The 25,476-nt window shown below is 38.7% G+C and carries 31 protein-coding genes, 1 riboswitch and 1 other annotated feature (1 of these 33 only partly in view); of the genes, 19 read left to right on the top strand and 12 right to left on the bottom strand.

Translation table 11 applies throughout. The features are described 5' to 3' along the window. Positions 1-14 precede the first annotated feature (14 nt). Positions 15-962, bottom strand: coding sequence for a metal ABC transporter solute-binding protein, Zn/Mn family (locus tag FS608_RS24730; RefSeq protein WP_144555231.1), 948 nt, complete (start codon positions 960-962; stop codon positions 15-17). Positions 963-1,173: 211 nt separating this feature from the next. On the opposite strand from FS608_RS24730, the gene FS608_RS24725 reads away from it, so the two are divergent. After that, a complete protein-coding gene (locus FS608_RS24725) occupies positions 1,174-1,746 on the top strand; it encodes a beta-class carbonic anhydrase (RefSeq protein WP_260871811.1) in 573 nt (190 codons plus the stop codon). On the opposite strand, the gene yidD is transcribed toward FS608_RS24725, so the two are convergent. Then, positions 1,743-1,970, bottom strand: a complete 228-nt coding sequence (yidD, locus tag FS608_RS24720; RefSeq protein WP_144555230.1) for a membrane protein insertion efficiency factor YidD — start codon at positions 1,968-1,970, stop codon at positions 1,743-1,745. The two genes, FS608_RS24725 and yidD, sit on opposite strands and share 4 nt — an antisense overlap. Positions 1,971-2,110: 140 nt before the next feature. Between yidD and FS608_RS24715 the strand changes: the two genes are divergently transcribed. After that, positions 2,111-2,584 carry an S-ribosylhomocysteine lyase gene (locus tag FS608_RS24715; RefSeq protein ID WP_144555229.1) on the top strand — a complete coding sequence of 158 codons (474 nt, stop codon included), beginning with the start codon at positions 2,111-2,113 and terminating at the stop codon, positions 2,582-2,584. Between the two features lie 40 nt (positions 2,585-2,624). Here FS608_RS24715 and ytzI read toward each other — a convergent pair whose 3' ends face one another. Together ytzI and FS608_RS24705 are read right to left on the bottom strand one after the other, a co-directional pair. Next, positions 2,625-2,786: a YtzI protein gene (gene ytzI / locus FS608_RS24710; RefSeq protein ID WP_144555228.1), complete on the bottom strand. Its 162-nt coding sequence runs from the start codon at positions 2,784-2,786 to the stop codon at positions 2,625-2,627. A 112-nt stretch (positions 2,787-2,898) separates the two neighbouring features. After that, positions 2,899-3,156, bottom strand: coding sequence for a DUF6154 family protein (locus tag FS608_RS24705; protein ID WP_026563229.1), 258 nt, complete (start codon positions 3,154-3,156; stop codon positions 2,899-2,901). A 202-nt stretch (positions 3,157-3,358) separates the two neighbouring features. Between FS608_RS24705 and FS608_RS24700 the strand changes: the two genes are divergently transcribed. Further along, entirely contained in the window at positions 3,359-3,676 is a 318-nt protein-coding gene (locus FS608_RS24700) for a hydrolase (protein WP_144555227.1), read from the top strand. Between the two features lie 80 nt (positions 3,677-3,756). After that, on the top strand, positions 3,757-4,236 hold the full coding sequence (gene ytkD, locus FS608_RS24695) for an RNA deprotection pyrophosphohydrolase (protein ID WP_144555226.1): 480 nt from the start codon (positions 3,757-3,759) through the stop codon (positions 4,234-4,236). Positions 4,237-4,367: 131 nt separating this feature from the next. Here ytkD and FS608_RS24690 read toward each other — a convergent pair whose 3' ends face one another. Genes FS608_RS24690 through FS608_RS24680 form a run of 3 tightly spaced genes read right to left on the bottom strand, consistent with a single transcriptional unit; the run spans position 4,368 to position 6,968 of the window. Then, entirely contained in the window at positions 4,368-5,174 is an 807-nt protein-coding gene (locus tag FS608_RS24690) for an ABC transporter permease (RefSeq protein WP_260871810.1), read from the bottom strand. Beyond that, the gene (locus FS608_RS24685; RefSeq protein ID WP_144555224.1) at positions 5,155-5,931 is read right to left on the bottom strand and encodes an ABC transporter ATP-binding protein; all 777 of its coding nucleotides are present in this window, start codon (positions 5,929-5,931) and stop codon (positions 5,155-5,157) included. Before FS608_RS24685 ends, FS608_RS24690 begins: the two co-directional genes overlap by 20 nt. A gap of 20 nt (positions 5,932-5,951) precedes the next feature. After that, on the bottom strand, positions 5,952-6,968 hold the full coding sequence (locus tag FS608_RS24680; RefSeq protein ID WP_144555223.1) for an ABC transporter substrate-binding protein: 1,017 nt from the start codon (positions 6,966-6,968) through the stop codon (positions 5,952-5,954). 123 nt (positions 6,969-7,091) lie between these two features. Here FS608_RS24680 and FS608_RS24675 point away from each other — a divergent pair, with 123 nt between their 5' ends. From FS608_RS24675 to FS608_RS24660, 5 genes are all read left to right on the top strand, one after another. After that, positions 7,092-7,886 carry an alpha/beta hydrolase family protein gene (locus FS608_RS24675; RefSeq protein WP_144555222.1) on the top strand — a complete coding sequence of 265 codons (795 nt, stop codon included), beginning with the start codon at positions 7,092-7,094 and terminating at the stop codon, positions 7,884-7,886. A gap of 40 nt (positions 7,887-7,926) precedes the next feature. Then, positions 7,927-8,169 carry a DUF2584 domain-containing protein gene (locus tag FS608_RS24670; protein ID WP_144555221.1) on the top strand — a complete coding sequence of 81 codons (243 nt, stop codon included), beginning with the start codon at positions 7,927-7,929 and terminating at the stop codon, positions 8,167-8,169. Positions 8,170-8,704: 535 nt separating this feature from the next. Continuing rightward, the gene (locus FS608_RS31480; protein ID WP_260871809.1) at positions 8,705-8,830 is read left to right on the top strand and encodes a hypothetical protein; all 126 of its coding nucleotides are present in this window, start codon (positions 8,705-8,707) and stop codon (positions 8,828-8,830) included. A 91-nt stretch (positions 8,831-8,921) separates the two neighbouring features. Then, the gene (locus FS608_RS24665) at positions 8,922-9,446 is read left to right on the top strand and encodes an RNA polymerase sigma factor (RefSeq protein WP_144555220.1); all 525 of its coding nucleotides are present in this window, start codon (positions 8,922-8,924) and stop codon (positions 9,444-9,446) included. Further along, on the top strand, positions 9,427-10,380 hold the full coding sequence (locus tag FS608_RS24660; RefSeq protein WP_144555219.1) for a hypothetical protein: 954 nt from the start codon (positions 9,427-9,429) through the stop codon (positions 10,378-10,380). The genes FS608_RS24665 and FS608_RS24660 overlap by 20 nt, the downstream gene beginning before the upstream one ends. 34 nt (positions 10,381-10,414) lie before the next feature. Here the strand turns inward: FS608_RS24660 and pckA are convergent, their stop codons facing one another. Then, entirely contained in the window at positions 10,415-12,001 is a 1,587-nt protein-coding gene (pckA, locus tag FS608_RS24655; RefSeq protein WP_144555218.1) for a phosphoenolpyruvate carboxykinase (ATP), read from the bottom strand. Positions 12,002-12,250: 249 nt separating this feature from the next. Continuing rightward, positions 12,251-12,390: riboswitch (SAM riboswitch) on the top strand. Between the two features lie 202 nt (positions 12,391-12,592). Here pckA and metK point away from each other — a divergent pair. Then, positions 12,593-13,792, top strand: coding sequence for a methionine adenosyltransferase (gene metK / locus FS608_RS24650; RefSeq protein WP_144555217.1), 1,200 nt, complete (start codon positions 12,593-12,595; stop codon positions 13,790-13,792). A gap of 247 nt (positions 13,793-14,039) precedes the next feature. After that, complete coding sequence (gene asnB / locus FS608_RS24645) at positions 14,040-15,944, top strand: asparagine synthase (glutamine-hydrolyzing) (RefSeq protein WP_144555216.1); 1,905 nt, start codon at positions 14,040-14,042, stop codon at positions 15,942-15,944. Between the two features lie 44 nt (positions 15,945-15,988). Here the strand turns inward: asnB and FS608_RS24640 are convergent, their stop codons facing one another. Then, a complete protein-coding gene (locus FS608_RS24640; protein ID WP_144555215.1) occupies positions 15,989-16,501 on the bottom strand; it encodes a gamma carbonic anhydrase in 513 nt (170 codons plus the stop codon). A gap of 144 nt (positions 16,502-16,645) precedes the next feature. Here FS608_RS24640 and FS608_RS24635 point away from each other — a divergent pair, with 144 nt between their 5' ends. Continuing rightward, complete coding sequence (locus FS608_RS24635; protein ID WP_144555214.1) at positions 16,646-17,449, top strand: alpha/beta hydrolase; 804 nt, start codon at positions 16,646-16,648, stop codon at positions 17,447-17,449. Positions 17,450-17,454: 5 nt separating this feature from the next. Then, positions 17,455-18,549, top strand: a complete 1,095-nt coding sequence (locus FS608_RS24630; RefSeq protein ID WP_144555213.1) for a tetraprenyl-beta-curcumene synthase family protein — start codon at positions 17,455-17,457, stop codon at positions 18,547-18,549. Between the two features lie 24 nt (positions 18,550-18,573). Here FS608_RS24630 and mnmM read toward each other — a convergent pair whose 3' ends face one another. Both mnmM and mnmL read right to left on the bottom strand, forming a co-directional pair. Then, positions 18,574-19,146, bottom strand: coding sequence for a tRNA 5-(aminomethyl)-2-thiouridylate-methyltransferase MnmM (mnmM, locus tag FS608_RS24625; protein WP_144555212.1), 573 nt, complete (start codon positions 19,144-19,146; stop codon positions 18,574-18,576). Beyond that, the gene (gene mnmL, locus FS608_RS24620; RefSeq protein WP_144555211.1) at positions 19,143-20,108 is read right to left on the bottom strand and encodes a tRNA modification radical SAM protein MnmL/YtqA; all 966 of its coding nucleotides are present in this window, start codon (positions 20,106-20,108) and stop codon (positions 19,143-19,145) included. The genes mnmM and mnmL overlap by 4 nt, the downstream gene beginning before the upstream one ends. Before the next feature lie 212 nt (positions 20,109-20,320). Between mnmL and FS608_RS24615 the strand changes: the two genes are divergently transcribed. The 5 genes from FS608_RS24615 to FS608_RS24595 all read left to right on the top strand — a co-directional run bounded on the left by FS608_RS24615 (position 20,321) and on the right by FS608_RS24595 (position 24,588). After that, a complete protein-coding gene (locus tag FS608_RS24615) occupies positions 20,321-20,590 on the top strand; it encodes a YtzC family protein (protein WP_144555210.1) in 270 nt (89 codons plus the stop codon). After that, the gene (locus FS608_RS24610; RefSeq protein ID WP_026563246.1) at positions 20,587-20,766 is read left to right on the top strand and encodes a hypothetical protein; all 180 of its coding nucleotides are present in this window, start codon (positions 20,587-20,589) and stop codon (positions 20,764-20,766) included. Before FS608_RS24615 ends, FS608_RS24610 begins: the two co-directional genes overlap by 4 nt. 306 nt (positions 20,767-21,072) lie before the next feature. Next, positions 21,073-21,585, top strand: coding sequence for a NapC/NirT family cytochrome c (locus tag FS608_RS24605; RefSeq protein WP_144555209.1), 513 nt, complete (start codon positions 21,073-21,075; stop codon positions 21,583-21,585). A 2-nt stretch (positions 21,586-21,587) separates the two neighbouring features. Then, complete coding sequence (locus FS608_RS24600; protein WP_144555208.1) at positions 21,588-23,039, top strand: ammonia-forming cytochrome c nitrite reductase subunit c552; 1,452 nt, start codon at positions 21,588-21,590, stop codon at positions 23,037-23,039. A gap of 358 nt (positions 23,040-23,397) precedes the next feature. Continuing rightward, positions 23,398-24,588: an MDR family MFS transporter gene (locus FS608_RS24595; protein WP_144555207.1), complete on the top strand. Its 1,191-nt coding sequence runs from the start codon at positions 23,398-23,400 to the stop codon at positions 24,586-24,588. Between the two features lie 170 nt (positions 24,589-24,758). Here FS608_RS24595 and FS608_RS31850 read toward each other — a convergent pair whose 3' ends face one another. Further along, a complete protein-coding gene (locus tag FS608_RS31850; protein ID WP_395947824.1) occupies positions 24,759-25,046 on the bottom strand; it encodes an S-Ena type endospore appendage in 288 nt (95 codons plus the stop codon). On the opposite strand from FS608_RS31850, the gene FS608_RS24590 reads away from it, so the two are divergent. Beyond that, positions 24,943-25,197 carry a hypothetical protein gene (locus tag FS608_RS24590; RefSeq protein WP_144555206.1) on the top strand — a complete coding sequence of 85 codons (255 nt, stop codon included), beginning with the start codon at positions 24,943-24,945 and terminating at the stop codon, positions 25,195-25,197. The two genes, FS608_RS31850 and FS608_RS24590, sit on opposite strands and share 104 nt — an antisense overlap. A gap of 145 nt (positions 25,198-25,342) precedes the next feature. Beyond that, positions 25,343-25,476, top strand: a binding site (T-box leader) (it continues 89 nt past the right edge of the window).

The raw sequence follows: 25,476 nt of genomic DNA, 5'->3' as shown, positions 1-25,476 counted from the left end.
ATTTCTGTATCGATTTAGTTGTTTAAAGCTGTTTTTAATGATTCAAGATTTTGATTCATTAATGAAAAATATGTTTCTTTCTTTATAATATTCTCTTTCGATAATATAGCAAGGTTATGAATAGGTAATGCTTTAGCTCCAATTTCTTTTTGAACGATTTTTCCAAGTTTCGATTGGACATTTTGTTCGAATAGCATATAGTGTAATCCTTCGTCCTCCGCAATGGAAATGATTTTTTCTAACTCCTTTTGAGTAGGTTCATTGGCAGTCGAAAGACCTGATATACTAATTTGTTCAATTCCATATCGTTTTTCCCAATAACCAAACGCTGCATGTGTAACGATGATCTTTTTATGCTTTGCCTTTGTAATTGTCTGTTCATAATTGGTATTAAGTTCATCTAATTTAAGGGCAAGTTGTTGAAAATTTTTATTGAATAGATCTTTGTGCTCCGGCATCTGTTTAATTAATGCATCACGGATGACAGCTGCCATTTCCTTTGAATAAATTGGGTCAAGCCATACATGTGGGTTGACATCTGTATGTGTGTCTGTGTCATGGTGATCTTCTTCCTCATCATGTGTATCCGTCGATTTTGGGAGATCAATGTTCTCTGCGGTAGGTACTAGTTTGACATGTTCATTTTTCAATGTTTCTTTTGATTTTTCTACAAACCCTTCAAGCCCAAGCCCGATATAGAAAAATAAGTCTGAATCAGCTAACTTCATCATATCCCTTTGGGAAGGTTCAAATGTATGTTCATCTGCCCCAGGTGGATAGATCGTGTTAACATTTACATATTTTCCACCTATTTGTGAAGTAAAGTATTGAAGTGGAAATACAGTGGTATAAATGGTTAACTGGTCCTTCTTTTTTTGGTCTTGTTCTTTACCATTTGAACACGCGGACATGAACAGACTTAGTGGTAAAAGAATTGATAAGATAAGGATGATTTTCTTCATAGGAACTCCTTCATATGTTTATAAATCGGATTTATTACGATTTATTTCCGAAATTTTTTTTGAATTCTGAATTAATATAACTACATAATACGGAACGATTCCGATTTCCATTAGTATCTTACAAAAAATTTTCTTCAAAAGCAAGTATAAAATTTTGTTTCTTCATCAAATATTATGTATGCTTAGATAGAAAAAAGGAAGGGTGGTTAACTTGAATAACTCAAAATTGTTGAATGAGATTCTAGACTTTAATGAAAAATTTGTGGAAGACCATGAGTATGAAAAGTATGAAACAACCAAATTCCCAAATAAACGAATGGTCATCCTAACATGTATGGATACAAGGCTGCTCGAACTATTACCCAAAGCATTAAACTTGGGAAATGGCGATGCGAAAATAATCAAAGATGCTGGTGCCTTGATCTCACACCCATTTGGCAGTGTGATGAGAAGTATATTGATTGCTCTTTATCAATTAAAGGCTCAAGAGGTTTTGGTGATTGCTCATTATGATTGTGGGATGAGCGGTATGAAGGCAGAACCAGTAATTGAAAACATGAAAGAACGGGGAATATCGGAGGAAACGATCGATACGCTTACATATTCAGGGATTAATATAAAAGAATGGCTGCATGGGTTTGACAATGTAACCGAGAGCGTAGAACACAGCGTAGATATTATTAAAAATCATCCATTAATGCCGAAGGATGTTCCTGTGCATGGCTTAGTTATTGATCCTAAGACAGGGAAACTGGATCTTATTGTGGATGGTTATAAGAATTAATGTGAATCCTTTTCGGGAACTGGGTCTAACCCTCCCGGATGAAACGGATGACATTTTGATATCCTTTTAATCGTAAGCCAGCCGCCTTTTAAGGCACCAAACCGTTGAATTGCTTCTGCCCCATAATGAGAACATGTCGGATAAAACCGGCAGGTGGGTGGTTTTAATGGTGAGATAACAACTTGATAAAACCGAATAATAGTTAGGAAAAATTTTTTTACCATTCGTAACACTCCTTTATGACAATTATCTACAACATACCATAAATTAAAAGTAACGTCTAAATTGTTAAATAAATGTAAGTGGATGAAAAAACTCGGAATTTATTGTATGATACTAGTAGATAAAAAAAGGAGTGATTTCGATGCCTTCAGTTGAAAGCTTTGATTTAGATCATAACGCTGTTAAAGCCCCTTATGTGAGACATTGTGGTGTTCACAAAGTTGGTAGTGACGGTGTTGTTAATAAATATGATATTCGTTTTTGCCAGCCAAATAAACAAGCAATGAAACCAGATGTGATTCATACATTAGAGCACTTGCTTGCTTTTAATCTTCGTAAGCATTCTGAGAAGTATGACCACTTCGATATTATCGATATTTCACCAATGGGTTGTCAAACCGGTTATTACCTAGTTGTTAGCGGCGAACCTACTGTGGAGGAAATCATTGATCTTATGGAAGATACAATGAAAGATGCCCTTGAAATTATTGAAATTCCTGCTGCAAATGAAAGACAATGCGGTCAAGCAAAACTGCATGACCTAGAAGGAGCGAAGCGTTTAATGCGTTTCTGGCTTGAGCAAAGCAAAGAAGACCTAAAAAAGGTTTTTGCTTAATATTATAAAAAATTCCTATTCGACGTGAATAGGAATTTTTTTAACCTTTCTTTTCATCCTGATTTTTTTCTTGGTCAAGATGCGGGTTATTTTCTATTGGGTCTACCGTGTGTTTATAAGTGTAGGCTTTAGAAGTGGTGCCCACGGCTAGAATTAGAACTACGATAACAATCATGATACAAATTACGGCTACTACATACATTTCTGTAGGCGGCCTCCTTTTTTACTCTATTGTAACATGATTTATGTTTTGTTGAGAAAAGAAAAAGGGAAGCCCTCTGTTTTGGCTTCCGTTTCTACACTATTATGTATAATCAATGAATATTTCGAGGATGATAAGTATTCGTGCGATGCTGGCCGTACTCTTCTTGGGCAAATTTACCTTTTAAACTTTCAATTAAATAAATGCCCATTAGATTATATAATTCCTGTTTATCCATGTCTTGGATTAATGCAAGTAAATCCTCATGTGACATTTCTTCTAAGAAAGCAAATGCCAGCATATCAATATCTTCTTCGTCACCGGTTAACTTATTTCGGTACATTTCATATAATTCATCGACTAATTTCATTTTGTACACCTCCTTGTTATATTCTTTTCCCTTTTAAAGATAAAATAATTCTAACTTTCGTTTTTGTAAATTGACAGAAAAGTCTGTTTCTTTGGTGTGTGTTTATTATACCGTATTCGTTCTTAAAAAATGAATCGAAATTTGGCAGAGAATAAATTTTTTCTATTTGCAAATTACTAATGAGTAAAAGGGGATGAACATAATGGATGAGCAAAAGAAAACCTATTATATTGATGTAGGGAGCGGTGAAATTTCGCAAAGTGCCACAAGTTCAACATGGAGTTATAAAATCCAGGCAAGTGATGAAGAAATTACTCAACTGCGTGAATTATTTAATCAAAACTATTCAACCGAATGGAAGAACTTCTTTCGAGCCCATGTTCCATATGTCGAGTATCATTACGACCGTGAAAACGATGCTTATGATAATACACTCCAACAAGTGTACGGAATGCTGCATAAGCTGGGTGATGAAGAATCAAAAAGTCACATTGAAAGCATGAATATATTACCAAAATAATTTGTAAGAAAAATCCTTCCTTTAGGATTTTTCTTTTTTTGATTATAATAAGAGCAATAAATGTTGAGGCGGAATATAAGATGATACATTTTTTAGATGAAAATGGAAATCAAGTTGAATTGTCTTTTAGTTCAAATTCTTTTCAAGAGAAAGCAAAACATGTGTTAGTCATCTGCCAACATGGGGATGAGTGGCTTTTGACCAACCATAAAAAAAGGGGACTTGAATTTCCAGGAGGAAAAAGTGAGTCTGGGGAATCACTCGAAGAGGCAGCAAGACGAGAAGTATTTGAAGAGACAGGTGCAAGATTAGCTGAACTAACATTTTTGGCTGAGTATAAAATTTCTGAACCTAACAGGTCATTTGTAAAAATCGTTTTTTGGGGGAAAGTTAAAAGGATAGAGAAAACGTCTGGTTACTACGAAACCAATGGCCCCGTGCTAGTTCAAGGTGATATTTTATCGGAGCGATTTGGAGATACATACAGCTTTATAATGAAAGATCAGGTTGTTGAGCAATGTGTAAAACTTATACAAAAGCTAAAAAGTGAAAGGGAATAGCAGACAATGTCTAGCTCCAGCGCCTAGGGGCTCGCAGGTCTAATCCGTCAGAAGGTTAAAGAGCAACCTTCTCGCCGGCTCGTCTTATGCCTGTCGCCCCTAATCAAGGCGGCTCCGCTTTTCTATATCTGCTATTCCTTGATAAGTTTTTTCTCGAGTAATTCTACGAGTTGGTACATAATAGTGGCAATTACGGCAATAATCAAGAGTGATAAGAAAACAAGGGTGAAATTAAATACTTGGAAGCCATAAATGATCATGTAGCCCAGTCCTCTGGAGGACACAAGGAATTCCCCAACAATAACACCGACCCATGATAAGCCGACATTTACCTTTAAGGTAGATATAATCGTCGGAAAACTAGCAGGGAGAATTGCTTCCTTGAAGCATTGCAAACGGGTGGCTCCGAATGTTTGGAGTACCTTTAGATAGTTCGGATCTACCTCTTTAAATGAGGTATAAACAACGATCGTGGTAATGATAATCGAGATTATCGCACCCATGGCAATAATTGACGGATATCCTGGCCCAAGCGCAACAATCAAAATCGGCCCTAATGCGACTTTTGGCATGGCATTTAAGACGACTAGATAAGGGTCTAGCACCCTTGAAATCATTGGTGACCACCAAAGAATAGCCGCTAATAACGTACCGAGAAGTGTGCCAAGAATAAATCCTAAGACCGTTTCTGTTAAGGTCACCCCAATATGGTTGACTAATGTTCCATCATTAATCTTTTCCAGAAGCAAGTTCCAAATTTTCGACGGAGAACTAAAAAGAAGCGGGTCAATCCACTGTTTTTGACTGAAAAATTCCCAACTAGCAAAAAAGACGACAAAGATAATTGCTTGATAAAATCTCACCCATCTTTTTTCAACTTTTAACGATTGAATATAGTTTCTATGGAGGAGTTCTAGCTTAATCTTTTTCTCGCTCAAGAGATTCCAACTCCTTCCATATGGTTTGAAAGATGTTTGAAAATGCTTCATGATTTCTTGCTTCAAACGGGGAGATTTTTCTTAGTTCATCGGGCATTGTAAATGTTTTATAAATCCTGCCTGGACTAGGTGAAAGCAAATAGACACGGTCACTCATAGCAATTGCTTCACCAATATCATGTGTCACGAGTATAGCGGTTTTGCCAAAGTCATCTAATGTTTGTGAAACTAGGTCTTCAAGTTTCAATTTTGTTTGATAATCGAGAGCAGAAAAGGGCTCATCGAGCATTAGCAGTTTTGGTTCTGTGGCGAGGGTCCGGACAAGCGCTACCCGCTGCCTCATCCCACCAGATAACTGCCTAGGCAGTTGTTTTTCCACACCGCTCAATCCGATTTGCTCTAAGAGGTTAAGGGTCGTCGTTCTTGTTTGGTCATTCAACTGCTTCGATAATTTCAGACCTAACAGAATATTCTCTTCAATCGTTTTCCATGGAAACAAATAATCTTGCTGGAGCATGTAACCGATTTGGTTTTTGGCGGTAGTTACAGGCTTATTCTCCAACAAAACAGTACCTTGTGTTGGTTTAAGCAAACTAGAGATAATGGAAAGCAAAGTCGTCTTACCACAGCCGCTAGGGCCGAGAAGGGAGACAAACTCTCCCTCCTCAACGGTTAATGAAATATCGGAGAGGGCCGTGGCAGCAGAGGCTTTAGTAAAATAGGTGTGATGAATATTTTGAACGGACAAAAAACTCATGGAAACGGCCTCCCTTTCTTTTATTCGTTAATAATCTTTTCAGCTACCTTTGTGTTTACAAGTGTTTGATGATCTACTTCTTTTGGAAGTTCTCCTGCTTCATTCATGATGTTCTGAAGATTATCCCATTCCGCCTGATCGAGGATTGGATCTGTGGCAAAGGACCCTTGAGTTTTATAACGATCCACAACGGTGGTCATAATGGCTAAGTCTGTGTCCGGGAAAAATGATTCGACCGCTTTAGCAATTTCTTCGGCACTATGGGATTCGACCCACTGTTGTGCTTTGTAAATAGCCCTAGTAAACTTTTCGATGGTTTCTTTATTTTCATTCATATAGCTTTTCTTGGACATAAAAGTGGTGTATGGAACATGGCCAGATTCTTTCCCGAAGGATGCAACAATATGACCTTTGCCTTCTTTTTCAAAAATACTCGCAGTTGGTTCAAATAATTGCACGAATTCGCCCGTTCCTGAGGCAAAAGCATTGGCAATATTAGCAAAATCAATATTCTGGATTAAGTTCAAATCATTATGTGGATCAATGCCATGCTTCTTTAAAACAAACTCGCCAACCATTTGCGGCATGCCGCCTTTACGTTGTCCTAAGAAGGTTTTTCCTTTTAACAGATCCCACGAGAAATTATCTATCTTTTCTCTAGAAACGAGGAATGTACCATCTGTCTGAGTTAATTGGGCAAAATTAATGACCGGATCATTTGCGCCTTGCGCGTATACATAAATCGAGGTTTCCGATCCAACAAGAGCAACGTCAGCCCCTCCGGAAATTAATGTTGTCATGGTTTTGTCGCCGCCTGGTGTTGTTGTCAGCGTCACATCTAAGCCTTCTGCCTTGAAAAATCCTTTAGCTAGAGCAACATATTGCGGAGCATAAAATATGGACCTAGTAACTTCAGCGATACGTACCTTTTCAAGCTTCTTCGTTTCATTTTTGGTGGTACTATTACAAGCGGCTAGTGAAAACATAAGTATAGTGATGAGAAGCAAGGAGAAACTGAATTTTAATGATTTTTTCATGAAGCAAGCCTCCTTAAATTTAAAAAGAATCTGGGCTAATAACCTAAGATATCGTATGAAGTGGAAAAAAATGTGTGAATGCCTATGTGTTATAAATTTTACAAAAAGAGAGAAGATGTGTAGATGAACCATAACCTTGAAGGAAAAATCGTTGAGATGATGCGTTTTCCTTCTCCAAATCCAACAGTTGAATTAAAGGTCATCACCTACCTTTCCAATGGTTTAAGAGTCAAAGGAATGTTGGCGGAACCTATTGGAAAAGGTGAGTATGATGGTTTCCTTTATTTACGCGGAGGCATCAAAAATGTAGGCAAAGTTCGACCAGCAAGGATTGCCCAGTTTGCCGCTGAGGGGTTCATTGTTTTCGCGCCTTATTATCGTGGCAATCAAGGCGGTGAGGGCAATGAGGATTTTGCCGGGGACGACCGAGAAGATGCATTTGCGGCCTTTTGGCTGTTAAAATCTTTGCCGAGGGTTCTGGATATACATATTTTTGGGTTCTCGCGTGGTGGAGTGATGGCCCTTTTGACTGGAATCCAGTTCCCTGAGACTGCGTCTGTAGTCACCTGGGGGGGAGTAAGTGATATGTTCCTTACCTATATGGAACGGAAGGATTTACGAAGAATGATGAAACGAGTGATTGGCGGGACCCCTCATAAATATCCGGAACGTTATCAAGACAGAACCCCAATCTATTCCTTAGAAAAACTGACTGCTCCAGTCCTAATTATCCATGGTGTAAATGACAGTAATGTCTCTGTCGAACACGCCTATCGCCTGGAAAGAAGGCTGAGAGAATTAGATAAGCCGGTTAATTGTTGGTATTTTAGTGAGTATACACATTACTTCCCGCCTGAAATAAATAGAAAAGTCGTTTCGGATTTATCAAAGTGGATGAAAAGTCAGCGTAAAAGATGATAATATATAGATAAAACAAGCAGAGGAGCGGATTTAAGATATGGGTATGCCTCTTGAGTTAAATACGATGATCGTGACAAAAGGAAGAGAGAAACGAGTAGAGGAAAATGTCTTTACATTAGAAAAAGAAGGGTACAGGCTTTATCCCATCGAGATTCCAATTGATGTAAGAAAAACAATGGATAGTGATTCAAGTGGTACAGCAGTCATAAAAAAAGTCGAGTTGCAGAATAACAGCACGACTATCACCTATCAATTAATTTCATTAAATTCAACGAACTAAGCAGGGTTTTGCAACCTGCTTTTTTTTTTTTGAATGCTGTTTTGGGAATAATTGTTGTTTTTGGAACCGATTTAACCATAAAAATCTACGGAAGGAATATAATTCGGACATGATTGTCTTTGAAATCACGAAAGCTGTCCGAAGACGACTGATGTTCGGACACGATTGCCTTTGAAATCACGAAAGCTGTCCGAAGACGACCGATGTTCGGACACGATTGCCTTTGAAATCACGAAAGTTGTCCGAAGACGACTGATGTTCGGACACGATTGCCTTTGAAATCACGAAAGCTGTCCGAAGACGACTGATGTTCGGACACGATTGCCTTTGAAATCACGAAAGCTGTCCGAAGACGACCGATGTTCGGACACGATTGCCTTTGAAATCACGAAAGCTGTCCGAAGACGACCGATGTTCGGACACGATTGCCTTTGAAATCACGAAAGCTGTCCGAAGACGACTGATGTTCGGACATGATTGCCTTTGAAATCACGAAAGCTGTCCGAAGACGACTGATGTTCGGACACGATTGCCTTTGAAATCACGAAAGCTGTCCGAAGACGACAGATGTTCGGACACGATTGCCTTTGAAATCACGAAAGCTGTCCGAATGGGCCACGAATCGAACACAGCAACCAAGTTTACGATAAGAGCCTTTTGAAAAAAATATTATAAATGTGTAATAAACTTTCGATACATACGTCTTATTAATAGATTTATTAGGATAAAGGTTTTTGGGAAGGGGGATTGGATTGGAACGCGGCCATCAAATAGAGAAATGGTTTATTCAATATGAGCAGGATGTTACAAATTATCTTGTTTATTATACAGGTTCGGTGGATGTTGAGGATTTGGTTCAAGAGACCTTTTTACGGGCATTAAGAGCCTTAAGTCAATTTAAAAATGATTCAAGCCCGAAAACATGGCTGATATCGATTGCAAGAAATACAGCGATAGACTTTTACCGAAAGAAATCTGTTTGGAACAGAATTAAACAGATTTTAGATTATGAATCCCCTAAGCTTCATGAACAAGATACCGGGGAAAAAATTGTTAGGAAAATGGAATATGCCTATTTGTATGAAGTAATTAATGAGTTAAAGCCCACTTATCGTGATGTGATTTTATTAAGAGGTATTGCAGAACTTTCATCCGAAGAAGCAGGTCAAGTCCTTGGCTGGACGGAGAATAAAGTGAATGTTACTTTTTTTCGGGCAGTGAGAAAACTAAATGAGCGCTTAAAGGAGGGGGAGTATTTTGAGTCAATTAAAGGATAAAGAATTACTGGAGATAATGGCCGATTTTCCAAAGCATGAGTTAACTGCAAAGCAGAGAACCGCTTTGCAAAAAGCAATTAGTGAGGCAGGCTCTCAGAAACAAAGCAGGCGATTTAATTTTCAAAGACTAGCGGCAATAGCAGCTGTGTTTATGTTGGCAATAATTGCTCCAATCCTTTATTTCACAAACCACGGTGAAGATTTAAGCAATTCGGGGTCTATAAAGACAGAAGTTGTAAAAAAGGGCGAGTTTTTTGCTTTAATGGATAAGAGTGGCACACCATATTATCCTGATAGCAATTTTGGTATACCAAACAAAGTTAGCCTGCTTGCTCCACTTGTGTGGATAGCGAAGGATCAAAGGAGTGTTTCGAAAATAGCAGTCTATTTATGGGGTGACTATGATAAGGATTTTGCCAATAAACCTTTAAACATAATGGCAACCCATGTAAAAACAGGAGTTAAAGAACATCTTGCAACAACCGTAATATCAGGGGGGATGTATGGGGCAGATGGTCATGCAATGACAAGTTTTAGACCATTTACTTTTTCTGGTGAATATAATCTTGAATTTATGGCCGGCAATAAAAAGGTTGGTGAATTTTCAATTTATGTAATGGAGCCTTATATCACAATAGGTGATTCCACTCTAATGATTTCCCAAGAAGTTTTATACGCAGGTTTCTATGAAGATGCTGCTATTGAGGTTGAGGGAGAAAACCTTCCACCTGAAATTGAATTAGAGATATTTGAATTAGAAAATGCAGAAGAATCAACCTTTACCTTTAAAGATAAGACCGATTACACTACCACTGATGGAAAAAAGATTTCCATTTATAAGGGAGATTTCGACCTTAAAAAAAGCGGCAAATATCGGTTTACTTTATTAAATAAATCAGTACCGGTAGAAGTAAGAAAGCCCATATCGAAATGATATGGGCTTTTAGAATATAGAGGGCGCTTTTCGCTTACGCAATTGGTCCGCCTTTTTGTTCGATTTCTTCTGAGACGTTTGTGAATTTTTTGAAGTTTTCTCGGAACTGTGTTGCTAATTCTTCTGCTTTCTTCTCATAAGCAAACGGATCAGACCATGTTTTACTAGGCTGAAGAACTTCATCTGGTACTCCCGCAATATGAAGAGGAATATTTAAGCCGAAAATTTTATCCTTGGTTGTTTCTACATGATTTAGTTCCCCTTCAAGCGCCGCCTGGATCATAGCACGGGTATAGGAAAGTTTCATCCGATTACCGACTCCATATTCACCGCCGGTCCAGCCTGTATTCACAAGAAATACATTCGCATTGTGCTCAAGAATCTTTTCACCTAACATTTCTGCGTATCGAGTTGCAGGCAGCGGCAAGAATGGTGCACCAAAGCAGGTAGAGAAGGTAGCTTGTGGTGAGGTAATTCCACGCTCTGTTCCGGCTAGTTTTGAAGTATAACCACTTAAAAAATGATACATTGCTTGTTCCTTAGTTAGTTTTGAAATAGGAGGCAATACACCAAAAGCGTCAGCAGTCAAGAAAATGATAGTGTTTGGATGACCGGCAATACTTGGTTCAACAATATTATCAATTGCATGAATCGGATAAGCGGCACGTGTATTTTCTGTTAATGTGCCATCATCATAATCAGGTATTCTGGATTCCTGATTCAACGTAACATTTTCCAATACCGTTCCAAAGCGGATTGCGTCAAAAATTTGTGGCTCTTTTTCACGAGAAAGATTAATACATTTTGCATAGCAGCCTCCCTCGATATTAAAGACACCAGTGGATGACCAGCCGTGCTCATCGTCACCAATTAATCGACGATTTGGATCCGCCGATAAGGTGGTTTTTCCAGTTCCGGACAAGCCAAAGAATAATGCAACATCGCCTTCAATGCCAACATTTGCAGAACAGTGCATGGAGAATATATTATTTTCAGGAAGTAGATAGTTCATGACCGAGAAAATAGACTTCTTCATCTCGCCTGCGTATTCTGTTCCACCGATTAAAACAATTCTTTTCTCAAATGAGATAATTACAAATGCTTCCGAATTTGTACCATCGATTGCTGGATCGGCCTTGAAATTAGGGGCAGAAATAACGGTAAAACCAGTTTCATGTTCAAGCAGCTCTTCTGCAGTCGGGCGAATAAATAACTGGTGTACAAATAAATTTTGCCATGCTAATTCATTTACAACCTGGATAGGTAAACGTGATTTTTTATCGGCACCAGCAAAGCCTTTAAAAACAAAGATCTCATTTTTCTGTTGTAAATAATTAATGACCTTTTGATAAAGCTTTGTGAAAACCGGCTCTGAAATTGGTTGATTGGTCGTGCCCCATTCAATTTTGTCCTTCGTTGAATCTTCTAAGACAATGAATTTATCCTGTGGTGACCGGCCCGTATATTTACCGGTAGCAACACTAATTGCTCCCGTAGAAGTTAGTGCTCCTTCTTGACGAGTTAAGACTTTCTCTACCAATTGAGGAACAGATAATTGCACATGAACATGACTTTCATTTAACAATTGATTTAATTCATTAGGAGTATCAACAGAATTCATTTAATGAGACCTTCCTTTATTTAAGTTTTTATAATGTTAATAATACAAAAAGTATAACACATTAGTTGAATTGATGTATCCTATTCATCTAAATTTATATATTTTAAAACTTTAATTGAAGATATAAAAAATATTTATAAAAGGATACTCTCTTACATCGTATTATTCCATTTTAATGAGGAAGATATTTCTAAAAAATTCATTGACATTGTTATCCATTATGTTATTATTCTAAGTTGAACGGATACTCTCTTATCCTGAGCTGGTGGAGGGACAGGCCCAATGAAACCCAGCAACCTGCAGTATGAAAAGATTAACCACTTTAAAAGGTCCTTTTCAAATGCGAAGGTGCTAATCTGACGCAAGGCTATTGCCTTGAACGATAAGAGCGAAAGGCCCGAAAAAAACCTTTCCTCTATGGTAAGGTTTTTTGTTTTGTATAAGTCCTTTTATGAAATGAGTCTCTAATAAAAATCCTTTGTTAATTACATACTAAGGGAATGAGTACCGTATCAAATTCTCGAGGTTTAAGAAGTATACCTGTAACCTTCGAAAAAAACCTCGTGATCTCATAATATAGGAGGAATTCAGATGTCAACAAAACGTCGCTTGTTCACTTCTGAATCAGTTACTGAAGGTCATCCTGATAAAATCTGTGACCAAATTTCTGATTCCATTTTAGATGCTATTTTAGCAAAGGATGCTAATGCTCGTGTTGCGGCTGAAACTTCAGTAACAACTGGATTAGTGTTAGTTGCAGGGGAAATCACGACATCTACATATGTGGATATTCCAAAAATCGTTCGTGAAACGATTAAAGGGATTGGTTATGACCGTGCGAAATACGGCTTTGACTCCGAGACATGTGCCGTTTTAACATCTATTGATGAACAGTCTCCAGACATTGCTATGGGTGTTGACCAAGCCCTGGAAGCCCGTGAAGGTCACATGTCCGATGAACAAATCGAAGCAATTGGAGCAGGGGACCAAGGTTTAATGTTTGGTTTTGCATGTAATGAAACGAAAGAGCTTATGCCTCTTCCGATCTCGCTTGCACATAAGCTTGCCCGTAAATTAACAGAAGTGCGGAAAGATAATGTTCTTGATTACCTTCGTCCAGACGGAAAAACCCAAGTAACGGTGGAATATGATGAGAACGATAAACCGGTACGGATTGATACCATTGTTATTTCGACTCAACATAACCCAGAAGTAACCTTAGAGCAGATTCAACGTAACTTAAAAGAATATGTCATCAACCCTGTCGTACCAAAAGAACTTATCGACGAGAAAACAAAGTATTTTATTAATCCAACTGGCCGTTTCGTCATTGGCGGACCACAAGGAGATGCAGGCTTAACTGGCCGTAAAATTATTGTTGATACGTATGGAGGATATGCTCGTCATGGCGGTGGTGCTTTCTCAGGTAAGGATCCTACAAAAGTGGACCGTTCCGCTGCGTATGCTGCACGTTATGTTGCTAAAAACATCGTCGCTGCAGGTCTTGCTGAAAAATGTGAAGTTCAGCTTGCTTATGCGATTGGTGTGGCACGACCTGTTTCGATTGCTGTTGATACGTTTGGTACTGGAAAAGTAAGCGAAGATACATTAGTCGATCTTGTTAGTGAAAACTTTGACCTTCGCCCAGCAGGTATCATCAACATGTTGGATCTTCGCCGTCCAATCTACAAACAAACTGCAGCATATGGTCACTTTGGCCGTACAGATGTAGACCTGCCTTGGGAGCGTACTGACAAAGTAGAGGCATTGCGAGCACAAGCAAATATATAAATAGAAAGAGGGGAGTTACATACGACATGTAACTCCTGTTTTTATTTGTACGTCTTTTTACCTGTACAATGAATCGATATTTGCATAAAATGAAATGTTTATGCAGGCCAAAAGAAGTGAAAAATGTGGATAGTAAATTTACCTATTGTTCACAGTGCATTTTTTTTTAAAAAAGTGGTAGTATTAGAGGGTATGTTTTTTGGATTACATCCTTATAACAGGATATTTAGAAGAGGTGAGGTACATAATGTGTGGCTTTATAGGTTGTGTACACGATACAACACAAAACTATAGTGAAGTACAAAAACAACAATTTAAAAATATGAACGATATTATCACTCATCGTGGACCAGATGATGATGGTTTTTATTATGATGATCATATTCAATTTGGATTCCGACGTTTAAGTATCATTGATATTGAGAGCGGTCATCAACCGTTAACCTATGAAAATGAACGCTATTGGATTATCTTTAACGGTGAAGTTTATAACTATGTTGAGTTGCGTGAAGAACTATTATCTGAAGGTTTAACGTTTGCAACAAGTTCTGATACGGAAGTTATTATTGCCCTTTACAGTCATTTAAAAGAAAAAGCCGTTGAAAAACTGCGTGGAATGTTCTCTTTCGTTATCTGGGATAAACAGGAGCAAAGCCTTTATGGGGCACGCGATCCATTTGGAATTAAACCGTTCTTTTATTTTGAAGATGGTGACAGAACGTTTTTTGCGTCTGAGAAAAAGAGTATTTTGTTAGGCCTTGAGAATGATGTGCTCAATTATGATTCTTTGCAGCATTATTTGACTTATCAATTTGTTCCGGAGCCATACACATTGTCTGATGGGATAAAAAAATTAGAACCAGGTCATTATTTTACTAAAAAAATTGGCTCTCCAATGGAAATCAAAAGATATTGGAAGGCACATTTTAAGCCGGTTCAAAAATCAGAGCCTGATTTTGTAAAAGAAATTAAAGATGTCCTCTTTGATTCAGTTAAAATGCATATGCGCAGTGATGTTCCGGTTGGTTCGTTCCTTTCGGGCGGGATAGATTCTTCCATTATTGCATCGATTGCTAAAGAATTTCACCCTGCCATTAAAACCTTCTCAGTAGGCTTTGAGCATAATGGTTTCAGTGAAATTGATGTCGCAAAAGAGACTGCAGAAAAGCTTGGTGTTGAAAATATCAGTTATGTGATTTCACCGCAGGAATACATGAATGAAATTCCAAAAATCATGTGGCATATGGATGACCCGCTTGCCGATCCTGCTTGTGTACCGCTATATTTTGTTGCTCGTGAAGCAAGAAAGCACGTAACGGTTGTTCTGTCTGGTGAAGGGGCGGATGAATTATTTGGCGGTTACAATATTTATCGTGAACCACAATCCCTAGAGGTATTTAACAAAATTCCAAGAGCAGGTAAAGTCCTCTTAAAAGGGATCGCGGGTATGATGCCTGAAGGAATGAGAGGGAAAAGCTTTATCGAACGTGGTGTAACGCCAATGGAAGAGCGTTATATCGGAAATGCAAAAATGTTTATGGAAGAAGAGAAACGCGAACTATTAAACGTCTATCGTGAAGGATTAGATTATAAGGATATCACAAAGCCTCTTTACGCGGAATCCCGGGGCTATGATCCGGTTGATCGGATGCAGTATATTGATATTCATACTTGGATGCGCGGTGATATCTTACTAAAGGCGGATAAAATGACAATGGCTCATTCCTTGGAATTACGCGTTCCATTCCTTGATAAAGCCGTTTTCGAGGTGGCATCCAAAATCCCTACCAGCCTAAAAACAGCTCATGGGACAACGAAGTATATCTTGCGTAAAGCCGCTGAAGGTGTCGTGCCTTCCCATGTGCTAGACCGTAAGAAGCTAGGCTTTCCTGTTCCAATCCGTCACTGGTTGAAGGATGAAATGAACGAATGGGCCAAGAAAATCATCCGTGAAAGTAACACAGATCATTTGATTAATAAATCCTATGTATTACAATTGCTCGAAGATCACTGTCAGGGTAAGGCAGATAACAGCAGAAAAATCTGGACTGTACTGATGTTTATGGTATGGCATCAAGTTTATGTGGAAGATGTCTATTCCTTTCAGAAAGATTATGCATTAGAAAAAGCATTGCAAACATCGAAAAATTAATGAATAAAGCACCCAAGTTTTCTTGGGTGCTTTTTTATTGGGTTTTAGGGTTGAATGGACTTATAATATTGCCCCTTCTCCGCATATTCTGTAGAGATTCTAACCATATCTTTAATGTCGTCAGGTGTTAATTCTCTAATAACTTTTGCGGGTCTGCCAAATGCTAAGGTATTAGGCGGGATCTTTTTTCCTTGGGGAACTAAACTGCCGGCTCCAATGAATGCACCTTCCCCAATTTCAGCATTATCAAGGATAATTGATCCCATTCCGATGAGTGCTTTTTTTCTAATGATACAACTGTGCAAAATTACCTGGTGTCCAATGGTCACTTCGTCCTCTAAAATTAGCGGGTTATTGGGACTTTGGTGTAAGATAGAATTATCTTGGATATTTACTTTCTTACCAATAATGGTTGGGGCTACATCACCTCTAATGACAGTATTAAACCAGACACTTGATTCTTCACCAATTACAACATCACCAGTAATTGTCACATAGTCGGCAATATAAGCAGTATCCGCGATGTGAGGATACTTATCTTTATAAGGATAGATCATTCTTCTCGCTCCTTTTCCATGATGATATTATTTTATCGGAAGTAGGAGGCGATTAAAAATAATTCGTCTTTTTGAATTGGTGAAATTTAGGAGCATTGGAAATTCATTCACTAATTGGTTATAACTACTATAGGGGGGAACACTATGTGGAAGTGGGAAGCAGAAGGAGAAGCGAAAGCAGTCATCGTGATGGTCCATGGTGCGATGGAACATCATCGCCGCTATGGATGGCTAATTGAAATGTGGCGTTCAGCTGGATTCCATGTGATTATGGCAGACCTTCCAGGCCAGGGGATGACAACAAGGGCCAACCGCGGTCATATTCATTCCTTCGATGATTATATCTTTGAAGTAAAGGATTGGATTCAGGCGGCTTACCGCTATAATTTACCAGTATTCCTACTTGGTCACAGTATGGGAGGATTAATTTCAATCCGACTTTTACAGGAAGAGAGACTGAATGTTGCTGGAGTGATTCTTTCATCGCCGTGTTTAGGATTAGTTCACACTCCGTCTAAAATTCTTGATCTTCTTTCACATGGTCTGAATGTGGTTTTTCCTTCACTACGGATAAATTCTGGATTATCGGTCCAAATGGCAACAAGAAACGAAGAGGTTCGTGAAGCAGATTCGAATGATACCCTTTATATAACCAAAGTATCGGTTCGATGGTATCGGGAATTAGTGAGTGCCATGAAAGAGGCCTTTCAGGCGCTTGAAAAAACACAAGATATCCCCATGCTTGTCATGCAAGCTGGAGATGACAAAATAGTCAATAAAAGTACCGTAAAAGAATGGTTCAATCATGTACCACTTTCTGAAAAAAGATTTAAGGAATGGCCAAAATGCTATCATGAAATTTTTAATGAACCAGAGCGGGAAGAGGTATTTGAATACGCAAAGGATTTTGTTTATAGTCAATTAAAAGCAATCGGATATATTGTTTAGAAAGGTTGTCGGTTTCAATGATGCCAATCACCCTTATGTCGAGGGTATACAGCAAAATACTACCAGCAGTACACAAAGAATTGGCTTATTGGAAAAGCCGTGCAGAAAAAATCCCGAACGAGGAACTGAGGACTCAAGCCCTTGCAAGTATCAATCATAAAACATTCCATTGCGAGGGTGGGGCTATCCTTGCCCTAACCGCAAAAGAGGATTATAAAAAAGCAATAAAATTTATCGTTGCCTATCAAACGATTAGTGATTATTTGGATAATCTTTGTGACCGGTCTACCTCACTTGACCCTGAGGATTTTGCAGCACTCCATGAATCCATGGCAGATGCGCTTGTCCTTAAGGCAGATAAGAAAAATTATTACCGGCTCCGCGAAGACCAGGACGATGGTAATTATTTAAATGATTTATCGGAGACCTGTCGCTCTGTCCTAAGAGATATTAAGAATTATGAAGAAATTAAAAATTATTTACTTGAACTATGCCAGTACTATTGTGAACTGCAAATTCACAAACATGTCATCCATGAGGAGCGGGTCCCACGTCTTGAGAGATGGTTTCAAAAAAACCAACCCCACTTGCCGGAAATGGAATGGTATGAATTTTCAGCTTGTTCGGGTTCTACCTTAGGGATTTTTTGCCTTGTCTCCTACGCTCATCGTGAAGATTTTCAGTTGAGTGATGCGGATAATATTCGAAATGGATACTTTCCATATATTCAGGGCTTACATATTCTTTTAGATTATTTTATTGATCAGGAGGAAGACCTTATAGGGGGAGACTTAAATTTTTGTACCTATTATGATAATGAGGAAATGCTGTTTCAGCGGTTGAACCATTTTGTCAGAGAAGCAGATCGTCACACGGAATTTCTTCCCCATAAAAATTTCCATCGTTTGATTAACCGAGGTCTGTTGGGAATTTATTTATCAGATTCCAAGGTTCGAAAACAGAAAAACGTTCGGAAATTAGCCAAAGGAATGATTAAAACCGGCGGTTGGATTAGCTATTTCTTCTATTTTAATGGTCTCGCCTACCGCTCCGTGCAAAAATCAGTCCCAGCTTTTGTCACAAGGTTAATTTCAAAATAAAAACCAGGCACTTGGGCCTGGTTTTTATATTTTCTCAATCGCAATGATAAATGCAGGACTATTTTGTTGATTGATAAATTGGTACTGAAGTACATGTGCCTTTTTTTGGTCAATTTGTTGGCAATAATCCAGCAAGGAATCACGTTCCTCGGCACCGCCTTTGTGGCCATGATAAATAACGAGAATGATAATCCCTTCAGGAGCAAGCATTTCCAATAGTTGTTGAAGGGCAGCAATCGTTGTTTCAGGTCGAGTAACAATCGTTTTATCACTGCCAGGCAGATATCCTAAGTTGAAAATTGAAGCGGTAACTTTACCTATACAGTTGTTAGGGATCATTTGGGTTATGTGTTCGTGCCCAGATTGAAACAGTGTAACTCGCTCTGACAGGCTTTGCTTAATCAACCGTTCCTTACTTGCGGCAATTGCTTCCTCTTGAATATCAAATCCAAATACGTGGCCTGAGGCTCCAACAAGTTCTGCTAAGAAAACTGTATCGTAACCATTTCCAACTGTCGCATCAATCACGACATCCCCAGGATGTACTGCTTTTTTTAGTAAATTTTTCGCAAACGGAAGAATCTTGTCAATTTTCAAGATTGTTTCACCAAATGACTTTGAAAAAATTTCCCCTGGAAACTCTCTCTTTGCTTTAGTTCTGCATCAATCGCATTTAAGACTTCCCACTTGTTCACACTCCACATCGGTCCAACCATCAAATCAATTGGACCATCACCTGTAATCCGATGAACAATCATTTCGGGTGGTAAAATCTCTAATTGGTCACATACTAATTTTACATAATCATCTAGGGACATAAACTCGAGCATTCCTTTTTCATATTGCTTGACCATGGGTGTTCCTTTTAACAAATGGAGCAAATGAATTTTTATTCCTTGAACCTCTAATTTTGCAACTTCACGAGCAGTTTCCATCATCATGTCATAGTTCTCAAGCGGTAATCCATTTATTATATGGGAGCAGATGCGAATCCCATGCTTTCTTAACTTATCAACCCCATCTTTATAACACTGAAAATCATGGGCACGATTGATGAGTAAGGCTGTCCGTTCGTGAACTGTCTGGAGACCAAGCTCAACCCATAAATAGGTTCGTTCATTCAGTTCCGCTAAATACTCTACTACATCATCGGGCAGACAATCAGGACGCGTAGCAATCGATAAACCCACGACACCTTCCTGCTTTAGAACGGATTCATATTTTTCACGCAGTACATCTACTGGTGCATGGGTATTTGTAAATGCTTGAAAGTAGGCCATGTATTTGCCGTCTTTCCATTTCGTGTGCATTTTTTCTTTAATATCATTGAATTGAATTTCTAGGGGTTCGACTCGATTGCCGGCGAAATCACCAGACCCTGACGCACTACAAAACGTACAGCCTCCGTGTGCAACCGAGCCATCCCGGTTCGGACAATCAAAGCCGCCATCAAGCGCGACTTTAAACACCTTATGACCAAATTCTTGGCGCAAGTGGTAATTCCAAGTATGGTAACGTTTATCATCAGAAGCATATATAAAAGGTCTTATCTGAACCAATCAGAAAACCTCCTTTTAAAAAATTAAAAAACGAATAACATCAATTTTATCATGAGGTGGCCAGCTAATCCAAATGTAATTATTTACGGAACTCGCTGGTAATAATTATTCAACTGTTTATGTTATAGGAAAGAAAATGGAGAACAAAATAAGAAATGAAGCATTATGCTTCTCACACGGGGATTCCAGTTATTATAGAAGGGGGTTCTTAGATGGCTACTCGCGACTCTATGGACGATTTAATGCAACAGGTTGAGGACACAGTTCGCTTTGCCCAAGAACAATACAAACAAAGCAGTCTCCAAGAACATTATAATGATGATGATTACACAAAGGCGCTGCAGCAGGTTGAAGATACTTACCAAGACATTGCCAAAATGGCACTTAGTGCAAACTCGCAGCAACGTGAACAGCTCCATAGAATGAGACTCCAGCTGCAGCAGCTTCAGAATACCATGATACTAGAGGGGGAAAACCTTTGAAAAAGCGTTCCAAGCAACAAAACCCTGAACAGAAAACACGAAATGGAATAAATAATCAAGATTTAGAGCTTGGGCAAGATTTCGATCTTGTTAAGCAAGCCAAGAAGAATTATGAAAAATCAGGTGGGCAGCCCGTAAAATCTAAATTCCACCAAGAAAAAGGTCAGTCCTCTTAAAACAAAGAAGAATCCCTCAAAATTTTTTCATTTGAGGGGTTCTTTTTTTAAAATGTTTTTTCGGAAAAATATTGAAAAAAGTGCAAAAAATCACTTGGAATAACAATTTTACATTAAATGCACCTTGAAAATAGAAGGAAAACCCCGTTCACAGGTTGGTAACAAGTGGTGTTATTTGTGTGATGTGCGTCACAGTTTTGCCCTTTTATATCATGGTTTAAATAAGGAGTAGACCACTTTGGGTTAAGGTACAGAATGTACTTTACTTTAAAAAGAGAGAAAAGAAATTCTATGGGAGGTGAAGGAATGGTTAAAAAATTTCTGAAAATGGACAAAAAGTTTTTAATTGTGTTGGCACTTCTAATTGGTGTGTTTTTATCTTTTTCAACGGTTAAAACAATGGCCTACTTGGATTCTCCTGGTTTTTGTCAAAACTGTCATACGATGAAATCCGTGCATAAGTCATTTATGGATTCTACGCACTCGGATTTACAGTGTAATGACTGCCATCTGCCTCATAAAAGTGAAGTAGGGAAATTATTTTTTAAAGGCCGCGCTGGGATGACACATATTTATTTCAACACACTCGGATCAAAGAAGATTCCGGATGTGATTGAGGCCACCGATCGCACAGAAAAAATCATGAATGACAACTGTAGTTCTTGTCACAAGAGTACGCTAAGTAATGTATCTCATGATGCAAAGGAAAAGTGTATATCCTGTCACCAAACAGTACCACACGGGAAAGGCTTTAAAGATGATAGTTATAATAAGCCACCTGTTTCAGGCGAATTATTAGAAAATAAGGGAGGATTTTAGAAATGGGAAGGTTTCGATATGGGGCATATCTTCTCCTGCTAGCAATTGTTTTGATTATTACTGGGTGCAGCAACGAATCTAGTGAGAAAACAGCGTCCGCTGCAGGAAAGCAGACTACAGGCCTCTCAGCCGATGAAATTAGTAATGAAGCGTTTAAGGACTTATTTCCACTTCAATATAATAGTTACAAAAAGAATGAGAAAATGGAAGATACTACTTATGGCGGTTCTGAAAAGCGTAGTAAGTATGAGGAAGATAAAGAGCCATTGCTACCCATCCTCTTCAACGGATATGGATTTGCGACCGAGTATAATGAAGAGCGTGGACATACATACGCTTTAGAAGATATTCGCAGCGTTAAACGGATTACAGATAAATCGGTTGGTTCTTGTTATACCTGTAAATCAACAGCTGTTCCAAAAATGATCAAAGAAATGGGTGACAGCTATTGGGGGGCTAATTTTAATAAAGATATTTGGCCAAAGGGTGAAGCGATGGGTCATTCCCCAATCGGCTGTTCTGATTGTCATGATCCAAAAACAATGGATTTGCGTGTGACTCGTCCAAGCTTTTATAAGGCATTAGAAGCGAAAGGCGTAGATACATCCAATCCAACCAAGAACGATATGCGCAGCTATGTTTGCGGTCAGTGTCACGTGGAGTATTATTTTGCAGCCGATAATAGTGAAGTAACATTCCCATGGGCAAAAGGGTTTAAACCCGAAGAAATGTATGAGTATTACAGCACCATTGCTAAAGAAAAGGGTTTTGAAAAAGACTGGATTAGTAATATTTCTGGGACTCCGATGTTAAAGTCGCAGCACCCCGAATATGAAACACATTCATCAGGTACACACGGCAAAGCGAATGTTTCTTGTGCAGACTGCCATATGCCATATGAGCGTGTTGATGGAAAAAGAAAAATCACCTCCCACTGGTGGACTTCTCCACTTAAAACAATGCAAACTTCATGCGGTCAATGTCACGGCGACCGTGATTTAGATAAATTGAAGGACCGTGTCCTTGAAATTCAAGAAGCGAATGTCAGTGCATTACACGAAGCACAAGACATATCTACAACATCACACTATTATGTAAATAAAATGATTACTTCGGGTGTGAATCAAGAAAAAGTCAAGCAAGCGCAAGAATATGTTAGAAAAGGACAATGGTTTTGGGATATTATCGCAGCTGAAAACTCTGCCGGATTCCATAATCCACAGGGTTCTATGGATTCACTGAGAGAATCAGTTGTCCAATCCAACAAAGCGGTCCGCCTTGCCACAGAAGAGCTTGTTAAAAAAGGCATTGACATGGAAAAGCTGGACAAAGAAATTGAAAAAGTGAAAAAGGCCGTTCTCGATGAAAAGGATAATGAGAAGAAAAAAGATGCAGCTGTGAATAGCTACTTCCCTGCGCAAGCACCGGTAGTACCAGCAGTGCCTAAGAAATAACCTTTTATATTTGTGTCAGGAAAACACTGTTGCTTTTATGTGGACAGTGTTTTTCTTTTTTCTTATGGTTTTTTTTTGAGGAGAAATTGAGTTTGGCGGAATCTTCATTAGATTTGGCGGGATAAACGGGAAACTTGGCGAAATCCATCGAAGTTTGGCGGAATAAATAAGAATGTCGGCTGGACCAATTCAGCGGAATCCAATCCAGTTTGACGAAATCCAGCATCAAGTCAGTGGGAACAGCAAATCTTCACACCTCCCCTCACTGGAAAACAAAAAGCATTGCGCCCAGCTAGAAAAAATAATAGAATATATCCTTGGTAATTGAAATTGTAATATGTAAAGGGGCGTTTTATACATGCCACGTGCCTTATGGCTCTTAATAATAGGAATGGTCGTTAATGTCACAGGCTCATCATTTCTGTGGCCTTTAAATACAATTTATATACATGATTATCTAGGGAAGTCCTTATCAATCGCTGGAATTGTCCTAATGTTAAACTCAGGGGCAAGTGTAATTGGAAACCTATATGGCGGCAATCTATTTGATAGAATAGGCGGCTACAAATCTATCATTTTAGGAATTAGTATTACCCTTACAGCACTCATCGGCTTAACGTTTTGGCATGGGTGGCCCGAATATATTGTCTTCCAAATCATCATTGGATTCGGTACCGGTATTATTTTTCCATCGATGTTTGCAATGGCAGGGTCAGTTTGGAAAGAAGGTGGGCGCAAAGCCTTTAACGCCATTTATGTTGCCCAAAACCTTGGGGTGGCCTTGGGTGCTTCCCTTGGCGGGATTGTTGCCGCGTATTCCTTTCAACTCATCTTCCTTGCCAATACCATTATGTACGTCCTCTTTTTGCTTATTGCGCTATTTGGCTATAAAGGAATTTCAGTGGAGTCTGGAAAACAGGCAGCCGAAATAAATGTTCCAATCGTTAAGAATAGAAAAAACCTGTATGCCTTATTAATACTGTGCTCAGGTTATTTGCTGTGCTGGGTTGCCTACGTTCAATGGACAACCACGATTTCCTCCTATACACAAGAGATCGGTATTTCATTAAAGCAGTATAGCTTATTATGGTCGATTAACGGAGCTTTAATTGTCGTTGCCCAGCCACTCCTAAATAGTGTCTTGAAGCGCCTTTCTGCGTCACTTAAAATGCAAATGATAATTGGAATTAGTATTTTTATTGTTTCATTTATAGTTGCAGGAAAATCAACTGTGTTTTCAGGTTTTCTTGTCGGAATGATTATCTTAACCATCGGAGAAATGTTTATCTGGCCAGCCGTTCCAACTGTCGCCTTTAACTTAGCACCAAAGGGCCGTGAAGGCTTCTACCAAGGAATCGTCAACAGTACCGCCACAGGCGGCAGAATGATTGGACCCTTATTGGGTGGAATAATTGTCGACATCTATAACATGTCCGCATTATTCATAGTATTGATTGGGCTATTCCTAATCGCAATCATAACTACATTACTTTACGATCGAAGCCTAAAAACAAAAATGGTGTCAGGCACCATCCATGGACAAATCTAACGATTGTCCACGTGAGGTGGACATAGTGACGATGAGTTAAAGTGGAGTATGTAGTAAAAAGCAAAGTTCCAAAATATAGGGATTTTGCTTTTTACTTGCTTTTGTTAAACGAAAAAGCAGAGGTTACAAAGTTAAGATACTATTTTTACCACATTTTATATTTTTTTATTTTAATTATTGTCAACGCTAAAAACAGGGTAACATACATCCAAACAAAATTTCCCCTCCGTTAACCCTGATCCTATCCGAGCTACTCTTATTGATTCAGTATCATCAATTGTTGTTGAGATTGTATTGCCAGGAGGAACGGTGAATTTAAAAGGATTTCCTATAGTTCTAGTCACAATAACCTGAATGGCTGCAGAGTTCCTAGCGCTATTGAATACGGCAATAGTTACAGTAGCATTGGGCTCAATGCCCTTCCTCCAAATCTCCAATTTTGAAACCTGGTCGCTCAATAACAAATTCCCACATATATTATTACATACCATCTCGCTTATTTCCTGGTCTGGGGATAAACAGGAGCCAGAATCAGGGGCAGATTCAGGGGCAGAATTGGTATTGGTATCAGAATTAGAAAAAGACTTGAATGGTTTACTCCAACTATAAAACTTGGGTCCCATAAGAAAATCATTCCTTTTTAATAATATAGAATGTAAGTTAACATCTCTTTGCTTGGGGAAAAGCCCTAATTATTTAACCTTACTTGCATATTCATTAAAAATTTATTACAATAACCGTAATAGTTTATATGGAAAAGACTGTGATGAGGAGTAGTAATGGTTAATACCCGTGTGAAAGAGAGTTGACGGCTGGTGAAAGTCAACCGGGTACATCATGAACTCGCCTTTGAGTTGCAAGCGTGAAGGATTAGTAAGGCTTGCCGTT

This window comes from Bacillus sp. X1(2014) (genome assembly GCF_007678255.1).
Note: the sequence above shows the minus strand (reverse complement) of the source record. Positions and strands in the feature narration are given on the sequence as shown.